The organism is Phaeobacter inhibens DSM 16374, assembly GCF_000473105.1.
GTDB classification, from domain to species: domain Bacteria; phylum Pseudomonadota; class Alphaproteobacteria; order Rhodobacterales; family Rhodobacteraceae; genus Phaeobacter; species Phaeobacter inhibens.
This window is the reverse complement of record NZ_AXBB01000004.1, coordinates 212,875-225,110: the sequence shown is the minus strand read 5'-3', so window position 1 is coordinate 225,110 and position 12,236 is coordinate 212,875. Positions and strand designations below refer to the sequence as shown.

At 62.3% G+C, this 12,236-nt stretch carries 10 protein-coding genes; 7 read left to right on the top strand and 3 right to left on the bottom strand.

Translation table 11 applies throughout. The annotated features are described in order from the left end of the window. Positions 1-36: 36 nt before the first annotated feature. From mreC to rodA, 4 genes are read left to right on the top strand one after another with little or no spacing between them, the layout of a single operon-like run. Positions 37-972: a rod shape-determining protein MreC gene (gene mreC, locus INHI_RS0101070; protein ID WP_014875551.1), complete on the top strand. Its 936-nt coding sequence runs from the start codon at positions 37-39 to the stop codon at positions 970-972. Then, positions 962-1,498 (top strand): rod shape-determining protein MreD, encoded by a 537-nt coding sequence (gene mreD / locus INHI_RS0101065; RefSeq protein ID WP_027246420.1) that lies wholly within the window; start codon positions 962-964, stop codon positions 1,496-1,498. The genes mreC and mreD overlap by 11 nt, the downstream gene beginning before the upstream one ends. After that, complete coding sequence (mrdA, locus tag INHI_RS0101060; RefSeq protein WP_014875553.1) at positions 1,498-3,444, top strand: penicillin-binding protein 2; 1,947 nt, start codon at positions 1,498-1,500, stop codon at positions 3,442-3,444. Before mreD ends, mrdA begins: the two co-directional genes overlap by 1 nt. A gap of 25 nt (positions 3,445-3,469) precedes the next feature. Further along, complete coding sequence (rodA, locus tag INHI_RS0101055) at positions 3,470-4,609, top strand: rod shape-determining protein RodA (RefSeq protein WP_027246419.1); 1,140 nt, start codon at positions 3,470-3,472, stop codon at positions 4,607-4,609. On the opposite strand, the gene INHI_RS0101050 is transcribed toward rodA, so the two are convergent. Next, on the bottom strand, positions 4,606-5,463 hold the full coding sequence (locus INHI_RS0101050) for a LysR family transcriptional regulator (RefSeq protein ID WP_027246418.1): 858 nt from the start codon (positions 5,461-5,463) through the stop codon (positions 4,606-4,608). The two genes, rodA and INHI_RS0101050, sit on opposite strands and share 4 nt — an antisense overlap. Before the next feature lie 91 nt (positions 5,464-5,554). Between INHI_RS0101050 and INHI_RS0101045 the strand changes: the two genes are divergently transcribed. The 3 genes from INHI_RS0101045 (at position 5,555) to INHI_RS0101035 (ending at position 9,158) form a co-directional block, all read left to right on the top strand. Then, positions 5,555-5,965, top strand: a complete 411-nt coding sequence (locus INHI_RS0101045) for a VOC family protein (protein ID WP_027246417.1) — start codon at positions 5,555-5,557, stop codon at positions 5,963-5,965. Beyond that, positions 5,962-6,888 (top strand): 2-hydroxyacid dehydrogenase, encoded by a 927-nt coding sequence (locus INHI_RS0101040; RefSeq protein ID WP_027246416.1) that lies wholly within the window; start codon positions 5,962-5,964, stop codon positions 6,886-6,888. The genes INHI_RS0101045 and INHI_RS0101040 overlap by 4 nt, the downstream gene beginning before the upstream one ends. Positions 6,889-7,472: 584 nt before the next feature. Continuing rightward, entirely contained in the window at positions 7,473-9,158 is a 1,686-nt protein-coding gene (locus INHI_RS0101035) for a tryptophan halogenase family protein (protein WP_027246415.1), read from the top strand. Positions 9,159-9,282: 124 nt separating this feature from the next. Here the strand turns inward: INHI_RS0101035 and INHI_RS0101030 are convergent, their stop codons facing one another. Both INHI_RS0101030 and INHI_RS0101025 read right to left on the bottom strand, forming a co-directional pair. Then, positions 9,283-11,298, bottom strand: coding sequence for a M3 family metallopeptidase (locus tag INHI_RS0101030; RefSeq protein WP_027246414.1), 2,016 nt, complete (start codon positions 11,296-11,298; stop codon positions 9,283-9,285). Between the two features lie 96 nt (positions 11,299-11,394). Beyond that, positions 11,395-12,216, bottom strand: coding sequence for an amino acid ABC transporter permease (locus INHI_RS0101025; RefSeq protein WP_014880871.1), 822 nt, complete (start codon positions 12,214-12,216; stop codon positions 11,395-11,397). Positions 12,217-12,236: the final 20 nt, after the last annotated feature.

Genomic DNA, 12,236 nt, shown 5'->3' with positions numbered 1-12,236 from the left:
TAGGATGGTCGACGCCCGGCGCCGGGAAGGAACACCTTGGCCAAAGATCGGTCCCAGCGCGATGACTACACCGCCCCGCTGCGCCGCCTGCTGACCGGGGTTGTCTGCCTGTGCCTGCTGGCGATTTTCCTGATCTGGCGGATCGACAGTCCACGGGTTGAACGGTTCCGCGCGCAGGTCGTTGATGCGGTGGTGCCCAGCATGGACTGGGCCATGATCCCGGTTGAGGGCGCAATCAATCTCTTCCGTGATTTCCAGAGCTATCAGCGCCTTGCCGAGCAGAACCGGGAATTGCGCAGCGAGCTGCGTCAGATGCGTGCCTGGAAAGAGGCCGCGTTGCAGCTGGAGCAGGAAAACGCCCGCCTGCTGGATCTCAACAATGTGCGGCTCGACCCGCGTCTCACCTATGTGACGGGCGTGGTCATGGCCGACAGCGGGTCGCCGTTTCGTCAATCGGTGATCCTCAACGTCGGCGCCCGCGACGGGGTGCGCGACGGCTGGGCAGCGATGGATGGTATCGGTCTGGTCGGGCGGATTTCCGGCACCGGGCAGGACACCGCGCGGGTGATCCTGCTGACCGATGCAGCCAGCGCTGTGCCCGCGCTGATCCAACCTTCGGGGCAGAGCACACTGGTGGCCGGCGACAACAGCCCCGCACCGGTGATCGACTTTCTTGAAAACCCCGATCTGGTCCGCCCCGGTGACCGGGTGGTGACCTCGGGGGATGGCAATGTGTTTCCGGCGGGCCTGCTGATCGGGCAGGTCACGCAGGACCGCTTTGGCCGCCTGCGGGTGCGCCTCTCGGCGGATTATGAGCGGCTCGAATTCCTGCGGGTGCTGCGCCACCACGGCTCCGAGGTGATCAAGGACCCCGGTGGGCTGGTGGTGCCTGCACCGGGCATCAACATCCCGCAACCCCGCCCCGAGGGTCTGGGCAATGAGGCCGCAGCGGGGGCCACAGATGGCGAATAACGCCCCGACGCGGATCTGGGTCATGCGGGCGGCCTTTCCGGCGCTGGCCCTCGTCATCATGTTCTTTCACCTGCTGCCATTGGATACGCTACCCTCTCGCTGGGCGCCGCCGGATCTGCTGCTGGCGCTGGTCATGGCCTGGTCGATGCGCCGCCCCGACTATGTGCCGACCGTGCTGATTGCGCTGACCTTCCTGCTGGCGGATCTGTTGTTTCAGCGGCCACCGGGGCTGATGGCGCTTCTGGTCGTGCTCGCTTGCAGCTTTCTGAAATCACAGGTCCAGCCGCACCGCGAAACCGCCTTTATCGGGGAGTGGGTCACCGTGGCCATAACCATCACCGCCGTGACCCTGCTTAACCGGCTGATCCTCGCGGTTCTGGGGGTGGTGCAACCGTCGCTGGGGTTGATTCTGATCCAGATGGTGGCAACATTGCTGATCTATCCGCTGGTCGCGCTGGCCAGCCAAAGCCTGCTGGGGGTGCGCAAACTCTCCCCGGCAGAGGCAGAAGCCCTGGGAAGCCGCTGATGAAACGCAACGTCAAAGACGTCGAAGCCTCACACCGCAAACTCAGCCGCCGCGCGCTGCTTTTGGGCGGGTTGCAGCTGGCCTTTGCCGGTGGTCTTGCGATGCGAATGCGGCACCTTCAGGTCGATCAGGCCGATCAGTTCCGCCTGCTGGCCGAGGAAAACCGCATCAACCTGCGCCTGATCCCGCCCGCCCGCGGACAGATCTATGACCGCAACGGCACCATTCTGGCGCAAAACGCCCAATCTTACCGGATCACCGTGGTGCCGGAGGACGCGGGCGATGTGGGTGACGTCATCGGCAAGCTGTCGCGCCTGCTGACACTGGACCCCGAAGACATCGAGCGCGCGATGGCCGAGATGCGCCGCTCACCGCCGTTTCTACCGATCACACTGGCCGATCAGATCAGCTGGGATGATATCTCCAAGGTGGCGGTGAACGCCCCCGCCCTGCCCGGCATCACGCCTGAGGTCGGCCTCACGCGGGTTTACCCCCAGCAGGAGGATTTTGCCCACGTGGTGGGCTATGTCGGTCCGGTCTCCGACTATGACCTCAGCAAGATGGAGGACCCCGAGCCGGTGCTGATGATCCCGCGCTTCCAGATCGGCAAGGTCGGGTTCGAGGCCAAGCGCGAAGACGTGCTGCGCGGCAAGGCCGGCGCCAAGCGGGTCGAGGTCAACGCCACCGGACGCGTCATGCGCGAGCTGGACCGCCGCGAGGGGGAGGCCGGCGCGGATATGCAGCTGACCGTTGATGCGGATTTGCAGTATTACACCCAAGCCCGCCTGGGCAAGGAAAGCGCCAGCGCCGTGGTGATCGACTGCGAAAGCGGCGATGTACGCGCCATTGCCTCCTCCCCCAGTTTTGATCCCAATCTGTTTGTGCGAGGGATCTCGGTTGCCGATTACCGGATGCTCACCGAAGACCCCTATCGCCCGCTGGCCAATAAATCGGTGCAGGGCACCTATCCGCCCGGATCGACCTTCAAGATGATCACCGCCCTCGCCGCGCTGGAAGAAGGCTTGATCGGCACCGAAGACACCGTCTGGTGCCCCGGCCATCTGGAGGTCTCCGGCCGCCGTTTCCACTGCTGGAAACGCGCAGGCCACGGCCATGTGGATCTCAACACCTCGCTCAAAAGCTCCTGCGACGTCTATTATTACGACCTCGCCATCAAGGTTGGCATTGACAAGATTTCCGCCATGGCGAAACGCTTTGGCCTTGGCGTGCGCCATGATCTTCCGATGTCCGCCGTGGCCAAGGGGATTGCCCCGAACAAGGAATGGAAATCGAAAACCTACGGTCAGGACTGGCTGGTTGGCGATACCGTGAACTCCTCCATCGGGCAGGGCTATCTCTTGGCCTCGCCGATGCAGCTGGCCGTGATGACAGCGCGTCTGGCCACTGGTCGCTCGGTCACGCCGCGCCTGCTGAAATCCATCGACGGGGTGGAGCAGCCCAGCGGCGCCGGAGAGCCGATCGGCGTCAATGAAAACAACCTGCGCACCATCCGCCGGGGCATGTACTCGGTCAGCAATGAGCGGCGCGGCACCGGCTACCGCTCCCGGATCATCGCCGACGGCATGCGTATGGCCGGCAAAAGCGGCACCAGCCAGGTGCGCAATATCACCGCCGCAGAACGCGCCGCCGGGGTGATCCGCAACGAGGATCTGCCGTGGGAACGCCGCGACCATGCGCTGTTTGTGGCCTATGCGCCGGCAGATGATCCGAAATTTGCCGTGGCGGTGGTGGTCGAACATGGCGGCGGCGGTTCCAAGGCAGCGGCCCCTATCGCGCGCGATGTGCTCTTGCAGGCGCTCTATGACGGCAGCCCGCCGCTGGAGGCCTACCCCAAGAAAGACCGCACCAACATCGAAGCCCTGCAGCAACGTCTGGAACGTGAGCGCATTCAGCGCAATCGCGACAGCGGCAGCGGGCAGGCTTGAGAGCGCCGCGTATGAAAGGGCCCGCATGAGCTATCTCGCCAATAACGCGCAATCGGTGCCCACCGGCCTGCGCAAGATCCTCTATCTGAACTGGCCATTGGTCCTGCTACTGGCCAGTGTCGCCAGTGTTGGCTTCCTGATGCTCTACTCGGTGGCGGGCGGCAGTTTCTCTCCCTGGGTGGAACCACAGGTCAAACGCTTCATTCTGGGACTGTCGGTGATGCTGGTGGTCGCCATGATCCCGATCTGGTTCTGGCGCAATATCTCCGTTCTGGCCTATTTGGTCTCCGTCCTGCTGCTGGTGGCGGTGGAGTTTTTCGGCACCGTCGGCATGGGCGCTCAGCGCTGGATCGACATCGGCTTCATGCGGCTACAACCGTCCGAGCTGATGAAGATCACGCTGGTGATGCTGCTGGCGGCCTATTACGACTGGCTGCCCCCGGAACGCTGCTCGCGTCCGCAATGGGTGATCCTGCCGGTCATCCTGATCCTGCTGCCCACCTTTCTGGTGCTGCGCCAGCCTGACCTTGGCACCTCCATCCTGCTGATGGCGGCCGGTGGCGGCGTGATGTTCCTTGCCGGTGTTCACTGGGCCTATTTCGCCGCTGTCATCGGGGCCGGTGTCGGGCTTGTGGCCACCGTTTTCAAAAGCCGGGGCACCGACTGGCAACTGCTGAAGGACTACCAGTTCCGCCGCATCGACACCTTCCTCGACCCCTCACAGGATCCGCTTGGGGCGGGATATCATATCACCCAGTCGAAGATCGCGCTCGGTTCCGGGGGCTGGTCGGGGCGCGGCTTCATGCAGGGCACCCAGTCACGGCTGAACTTTCTGCCGGAAAAACACACCGATTTCATCTTCACCACCCTGGCCGAGGAATTCGGCTTCATCGGCGGATTTACCCTGCTCTTCATCTATATGCTGGTGATCACCTTCTGCATTGCCACCGCGCTCGCCACCAAGGACCGCTTTGCGTCGCTGGTCACATTGGGGATTGCGATCAGCTTCTTCCTGTTCTTTGCAGTGAACATGTCGATGGTGATGGGCCTCGCCCCGGTGGTGGGCGTGCCGCTGCCGATGGTGTCCTACGGTGGCTCCGTGATGCTGGTTCTGATGGGCGCCTTTGGCCTTGTGCAAAGCGCGAATATCCACCGCCCACGCTAAGCGCCCGTTAAGGCGCCCAGCAGCACCCGTGTCAGCGCGCTGTCCGCATCGCGCTGATGCAGCAGGACACCCAGCCGCCGCTCCTCACCGTCAAACGGGGTGAACCGCAGGCCAGCATGCCTGCGCAGCCCCTCCCAGAGCGGCACAACGGCCTGCGCGGTGCCCTCTGCCACCATCTGCGCGATCAGTTCAAGCGCATCCAGTTCCGCCAGAATGTCCGGCATATCAACCCGCTGGGTCAGTGCCTGCCAGCAGCGCGCGCCACCCCATGCGTCGCGGCTGTAGATCAGGAACGGCAACGCCCCATCAGATGGTCCGTCAGATGGCCCATCACGGTCCGTCTCTGCCTGCAACAAGCCAATGGGCTGGCGGGCGACCTCTTTGAAAACATAGGCTTTGGGGAGCGCAAACGGTGGCTCAATCAGCAATGCGGCGTCCACCTGCCCCTGTTGCATCAAAGCATAAAGCCCTTCCGATGTTCCGGGCACCAGCTGCAAGGCCACCTCCGGCGCCGCTTGCCTCAGGTGCCGAAGGATCGTTCCCGCGTAATCTCCCATGGCTGTCGACACTGCCCCGAGCCGCAGCGTGCCGCTGAGGGTGGCCCCGCGCAGCTGCCCCCGCAGCTCTGCCTCGGCACGCAGAATCTCGCGCATCTTTGGCAACAGGCGACGACATTCCGCCGTGGGCTGCATGACGCGCCCGGCGCGGCACAGAAGCACCACGCCGACATCGGCCTCAAGTGCAGCGATCCGTTGCGAAATCGCCGATGCGGTGATCCCCTCACGGCGCGCCGCCGCCGCCAGGGATCCCTCCTCTATCGTTGTGACGAGGCTGGAAAGGAACCGTATATCCATAGTTTTTCTTATGTTTGAATACAGAAAAACAAGCTACCCTTTTTCATCACCCCCTTCTATCCCTAGTAGACAGATCACAGGGAGCAGACCGATGAGCATCTTTCACCTCGCCTATCACGTCGATGATCTCGACAGGGCGCGCGGCTTTTATGGCGGCCTGCTGGGCTGTCAGGAGGGGCGCAGCACAGAGACCTGGGTCGATTTCAACTTCTTTGGCCATCAGATCTCGCTCCACCTCGGGCCGGTTTTTGCCACCGCCAAGACCGGCAAGGTCGGCGATCACATGGTGCCGATGCCCCATCTGGGTGTGATCCTGCCGCAGGACGAATGGCGCCTACTGGCGGATCGGCTTGAACACGCGGGGCTGGCGTTCACCATCGCCCCCACCACGCGATTTGCAGGCGAGCCCGGCGAGCAGAGCACGATGTTCTTCCATGACCCGGCGGGCAACCCCATCGAAATCAAAGGTATCGCCGATATGGCGGGAGTATTTGCCACATGATCAACGTCCAGTTTGCCGCCCTGCCCGAACGCTGGGCCACCTATGAGACCCCTTTGCGCGCTGCCTTTGCGGAGGCCGGGCTGAAGGTCGATCTGCGTCTTGATCACGCCCCGGATGAGGTGGACTATGTGGTCTATGCCCCCAATTCCGATTTGCAGGATTTCACCCCCTATATCCGCTGCAAGGCGGTGCTCAGCCTCTGGGCCGGAGTGGAGAAGATCGTCGGCAACCAGACCCTGACAATGCCGCTCTGCCGGATGGTGGACCCCGGCCTGACCGCGGGTATGGTCGAATGGGTCACGGGGCATGTGCTGCGCTATCACCTCAATATCGACCGCACGATCCACACGCAGGACCGATGGGAGCCGGTGGTCCCCCCGCTTGCCGAAGAACGTCCGGTGACGGTTCTGGGCCTTGGCGCATTGGGACAGGCCTGTGCCGACATGCTGGCCACACTGGGCTTTCCGGTCACCGGCTGGTCGCGATCCAAGAAATCCATCGACGGCATCACCTGCCGCCATGGCGACGACGGCCTGCGGGACGCCCTCGCCACGGCACAGATCGTGATCCTGCTCCTGCCAGACACCCACGCGACCGAGAATACGCTCAACAGCGACACCCTCGCCCTGCTGCCCAAAGGGGCGCGCATCATCAACCCCGGTCGCGGTCCCCTGATTGACGATGACGCCCTTCTGGCCGCCCTCGACAGTGGCCAGATCGGCCATGCAACGCTCGATGTCTTCCGCATTGAGCCGCTGCCGATGGATCACCCCTATTGGGCCCATCCAAGGGTCACCGTGACGCCGCATATCGCGGCAGAAACACGCCCCCTTACCGCCGCGCGTGTCATTGCCGACAACATCCGCCGGGGCGAGGCTGAGGCGCCATTCCTGCATCAGGTGGATCGCACCCTCGGATACTAGAGACGGATACGCAGTGGACAAGATTTAACAATTAGCAACCAAAGCGCACGCCCCGCTCAGGATCGTTTCAGGCCGCTGTGTCAGACTGATCCCAATCGCGATTACAGGATCCGGGTCTGGCACCCCGGCTCCGACCAGGAACCGGGCCCCAACTTCTGGGGTCGTGCAGAGAATTTGAGCACGCGGGCCATCAACCCGCCCTCCTCCGCCCCCGTGGCGGCGCCGTCCACTTTATGCCGCAACCGCCCGGTTGCAGAACAAGGCCCCGATCAACGGTTAATAGATTGATCCAGCCCAGAGCCACCCCGGACAGCCACAGGCTGCACCGGTAAATCCGCGCGTCTTGCAGATCCGGCTATCCCGTCCCAATCCGCCCGACAGCCCAGTAAACCCTGTTGCAGAGCGGTAGTTTTCAAAACTTGAAGACTGGTGCGCCCGGCCTGCCCTCTCTCAGAATACAGCCCTTCGTGCCCCGGACCGTCTGATAACAGGTTCGACACGGCATTTTGCGGAATTGTTGCTAGCCAGACGCCAGATAGCTGCGCTACGGTCCTTGAAAAAACTATAAAACAGGGACGGAACACATGAACAATCGCTTAAGGAAGATCACCATCGTCGGCGGCGGCACGGCGGGGTGGATGACGGCGCTGATCCTGGAGACAGAACTCTCCCGCACGTCAGCGCCCAAGGACCGGCCAAAGATCTGCCTGATCGAAAGCCCGAATATCGCCACCGTCGGGGTGGGCGAGGCAACCGTGCCGCGGATGCCGAAAACCCTCCGTCAGGCCGGCATCTCAGAGCGCGCCTTTTTCCGTGAGACCAACGCCTCGTTCAAACTGGGGGTAAAGTTCTGCAACTGGAACAAGGATGCCAAGGGAAATCGCATCGACTACGTGAACCCCTTTGCCCACGGTCAGTTGCTGGATGGGCTGGAGCCAGCTGAATATTTCCTGCGCTTTGGCAATGGGGATCGCGACTACACCCAATCCATCGCCCCCCATGATGATCTGGGCCGCCTGTGCAAGGGGGCCCGCCCCTTGGGGCAGCCGGAGTTTGAACAGCGCTTTGGCTATGCCTACCATCTGGACGCGGTAAAATTTGCAGGCATGCTCACCAAGGTTTGTACCAAGCACGGCGTGGAGCATATCCAGGATGAGGTGACATCGGTTGAACTGGATGAGCAGGGCAATGTCAGCCATCTGATGCTGGAGCAGCGTGGCCGCCACGATATAGAGATGGTCATCGACTGCACCGGCTTCCGCGGGCTGATCATCAATCAGGCGCTGGGTGAGCCGTTTATGGATTACTCCGACTACCTGCCCAATGACCGCGCTATGGCGTTGCAGATCGACCATCCCGACCCGGAAAAGATCGAAAGCCTCACGCGCTCCACCGCCCTTGGCGCCGGTTGGACCTGGCGGGTGCCGCTTTATAACCGGGTCGGCACCGGCTATGTGTTCTCCTCCGCCCATCGCACCGATGATCAGGCCGCAGATGAATACCTTGAATGGCTTGGGGACAGCGGCAAAGGGGCGACCCCGCGCATCATCCCAATGCGGATCGGACGCGTGCGCAATGCCTGGGTGAAGAACTGTGTGGCCATCGGTCTGGCCGGCGGCTTTATCGAGCCGCTGGAAAGCACCGCAATCCATATGATTGATCACGCGGTGCGCTGGCTCACCGAACATATGCCCACGCGCGACATCGCCCCGTCCCTGCGGACCAGGTACAACCGCCAGATGGACAAGCTCTATGATGAGGTTCTGGAATTCATCTGCCTGCACTACCGGCTGGGCAACCGCACCGATGACCAATACTGGATCGACGCCCGCACCGAGATGAAGATCCCGGATCGTCTCGCCGAAAACCTTGAACTCTGGCAGCACCGCCTGCCGATGCCCCATGATATTGAATTCGCGACCCTGTTTGATTACCGGGTCTATCAGACGGTGCTTCTGGGCAAACAGGTCTATGATACGGGCTATGGCCCCGGCATCCGGGATCGCCTGCGACCACTGAAGAAACCGATCTGGTTCCAGTGGTGGAAGGGCGCGAAGGTGGATCTGGCGAACATCCTGAAGTCGATGCCGGATCACAAAACGCTGCTGCGCGACATCCGTGGCGAACTGGACCAGCCCGGCTTTGGCATGGCGGCGGCGATGAAACCAACGGTGCCGATGCCCGGTGCCGCACCGGTGCCCTGGGCGATCCAGAACATGCCAAGCTTCAGCGAAATTGAGAGCGGTCAGAAAGACCTGCAATTGTTCTAAGAGCGGCTGCGCCCCCCCCTCACAGCGGATCACGGGGGCGCAAGTCCGCGGCACAACCACAAATGAGAGAGGGCAGACGCATCGCGCCTGCCCTCTCTGATTCTGGACAAAACCATCGTGCGGATTATTTCGCCGCCAGCCCGCGCCCCTTCAGCAACGCATCAACGCCCGGCAGGCGCCCCCGGAACGCGGTGTACAGCTCCGCCGGATCCCGGGAGCCACCGGTAGAGAGAATATGCGCCTCCAGCGCCTCGGCGCGCTCAGGATCAAAGGCCCCATTTGCCTCTTCAAAGGCCTCAAAGGCATCGGCATCCATCACCTCCGACCACATGTAGCTGTAGTAGCCCGAGGAATAGCCGTCCCCGGAGAACACATGGGCGAAATGAGGGGTGGTATGGCGCATGATGATCGCGGATGGCATGCCGATCTCAGCCAAGACCTCCGCCTGTCTGGCCATCGGATCGCTGGGTGCAGGCCCGTCATGAAACGCCAGATCCACCAGTGCAGACGCCACATATTCCACCGTCTGAAATCCCATATCAAAGGTCGACGCCGCCAGCACCCGGTCGCGCATCTCCACCGGCATCGGCTTGCCGGTTTCCGCATGGGTGGCGAATTTGCCCAGAACCTCCGGCACATCCAGCCAGTGCTCATACAGCTGCGAGGGCAGTTCGACAAAATCGCGCGCCACTGAGGTGCCAGAGATGCTCTCATAACTCACATCCGACAGCATCTGGTGCAGCGCATGGCCGAACTCATGGAACAACGTGCGCGCATCGTCGTAAGATAACAGCGCGGGCTCACCCTTGGCAAAGTTGCAGACGTTGATCACGACCGGGGTCTGCACCTCAGGGAATTTCGCCTGGCTGCGCATTGCCGAACACCAGGCGCCGGACCGTTTGGAGGAGCGGGCGAAATAGTCCCCGATGAACACGGCCACATGCGCACCATTGCGGGTCACTTCCCAGGCGCGGCAATCCGGGTGGTACAGCGGCACGTCCAGCGGCGTGAACTCCAGCCCGAACAGGCGGGTTGCGCAGTCAAACGACGCCTCGATCATGCGGTCCAGCTGGAAATAGGGCTTCAGCTCCGCCTCATCCAGATCATGCTCCGCCTTGCGCCGTTTCTCTGCGTAATAGCGCCAGTCCCAGGGCTCCAGCTCGCCGTTGATGCCGTCTTCCTGCATCATCTTGGTCAGCACCCAGGCATCCGCCTCCGCCTGCGCCTTGGCCGGCTCCCACACCTGCATCAGCAGATCGCGCACCGCGGCCGGGGTCTTGGCCATCTCGGTTTCCAGCTTGTAGGCTGCGAAATTTTCATAGCCGAGCAATTTGGCGCGCTCTTCGCGCAGGGCCAGAATTTCGGCAGCAATTTCGCGGTTGTCGCTGTCGCCGCCATTGGCACCGCGCGCAGCCCAGGCCTCGAACGCCGTCTTGCGCAGGTCGCGACGGGGAGAAAACTGCAAAAACGGCGTGATGAGAGAGCGCGACAGCGTGACCGCAGGGCCATCCAGCCCCTTGTCCTTGCCCGCCGCGCGGGCGGCATCGACCACAAATTGCGGCAGACCGGCCAAATCCTCTTCGCTCAGCGCCATGAACCAATCACGTTCATCCGCCAACAGGTTCTGGGTGAACTCCGTCCCAAGCGTCGCAAGGCGGGATTTGATCTCCTGCATGCGGGTGTCATCCGCGCCCTCCAGCGCTGCACCGCCACGCACAAATCCGCGATGGGTCAGCATCAGGACACGCTGCTGTTCCTCGGTCAGATCCAGCGTATCGCGCTGATCCCACACCGATTTGACGCGCGCATAAAGCGCCTTGTTGGCGGTGATGGCGGAAAAATGCGCTGCCAGTTTCGGGGAAAACGCCCGCTGCAACGCCTCGCGCTCGGGGTTACTGTCTGCACCAGCCACGCTGTAGAACACCGACAGAACCTGCTCCAGCTCGCGGCAGGGGGTTTCCAGCGCCTCGATCACATTGGCAAATGTCGGCGCCTCATCTGCGGCGGCAATCGCATCGATCTGCGCCTTATGCGCAGCCAGCGCCTCATCCAGAGCAGGGGCAAAATCGCTGTCCTTGATTTCATCAAACGGCGCAACTTCAAATGGCGTGTCCCAGGTGGACAGCAGCGGATTGGTCATGGCAAATCTCCTTTGAGAGGAAGCTATGCCTGCCCCCGCCCGCCGTCCAGAGGCACACTCAAGAGAATTTCGCCGATTGCCGCCAGAGCCTGCCCGCTACCGGCGCTCCTCGCGACGTCGCAGGTGTTTCTCAAACCGTCTGAGCAGCAGCGACAAGCCAATTGTCAGCGTGAGGTAAATCAAAGCCACCACATTGTAGGTCTCGAAATAGCGGAAATTGCCCACCGCCGTCAGCTTGCCCAGCTGCGTGACATCGGCAACGCCCAGCACTGACACCAGCGAACTGTCTTTGACCAAGGCGACAAAATCATTGCCCAGCGGCGGCAGGATGGTGCGGATCGCCTGTGGAAACACAATGAAACGGAAGCGATGCCAGCGGCTGAGGCCCAGCGACTTCGCCGCCTCGATCTGGCCCTCATCCACCGATTGCAGACCGGCGCGAAACACCTCCGAGATGAAGGCGGAATAGGCGATCATCAGCGCGATAATGGCCCGCCACAGCAGCGGAAAATTGCGGGTGCGGATCGGGTCCAGCCCGATGTGATCCCCCAGCCAGTTGCGCAGTTCCACCAGTGCGGGTGCGAGCACAAAGGCGACGTAAAGCAGCAGCACGATGATCGGAATGCCGCGCACCACCTCGATATAGAACCGCGCACCCTGCCGGATCACCAGCCAGCGTGACCCCGCCGCCAGCGCCAGCCCAAGACCCAGAAGCGACGCGAGAAAAAAACTGATCAGCGTGACAAAGATGGTCAGCTGCACGCCCCGCATCAATGTGCTGAGGATGGAGAGATAGAGATCATCCGAGGCCACCCGCCAGATCAGCGTCCCGCCAATCAGAAGCACCGCCGCCAGCCACCAGGGAAAATCGTCTTTCTTGCCGTCCGGTCTGCGCGGCTTTGGCTCTTGTGCGCTCATGTCTGCCCCTTGATGTAGAA

Excerpts from the sequence above, each read along its gene's own strand:
- INHI_RS0101035 (WP_027246415.1), top strand. The coding sequence starts at position 7,473 with ATGAACAATCGCTTAAGGAAGATCACCATCGTCGGCGGCGGCACGGCG.
- mrdA (WP_014875553.1), top strand. The coding sequence starts at position 1,498 with ATGAAACGCAACGTCAAAGACGTCGAAGCCTCACACCGCAAACTCAGC.
- INHI_RS0101030 (WP_027246414.1), bottom strand. The coding sequence starts at position 11,298 with ATGACCAATCCGCTGCTGTCCACCTGGGACACGCCATTTGAAGTTGCG.
- INHI_RS0101045 (WP_027246417.1), top strand. The coding sequence starts at position 5,555 with ATGAGCATCTTTCACCTCGCCTATCACGTCGATGATCTCGACAGGGCG.
- INHI_RS0101040 (WP_027246416.1), top strand. The coding sequence starts at position 5,962 with ATGATCAACGTCCAGTTTGCCGCCCTGCCCGAACGCTGGGCCACCTAT.
- mreD (WP_027246420.1), top strand. The coding sequence starts at position 962 with ATGGCGAATAACGCCCCGACGCGGATCTGGGTCATGCGGGCGGCCTTT.
- INHI_RS0101025 (WP_014880871.1), bottom strand. The coding sequence starts at position 12,216 with ATGAGCGCACAAGAGCCAAAGCCGCGCAGACCGGACGGCAAGAAAGAC.
- INHI_RS0101050 (WP_027246418.1), bottom strand. The coding sequence starts at position 5,463 with ATGGATATACGGTTCCTTTCCAGCCTCGTCACAACGATAGAGGAGGGA.
- rodA (WP_027246419.1), top strand. The coding sequence starts at position 3,470 with ATGAGCTATCTCGCCAATAACGCGCAATCGGTGCCCACCGGCCTGCGC.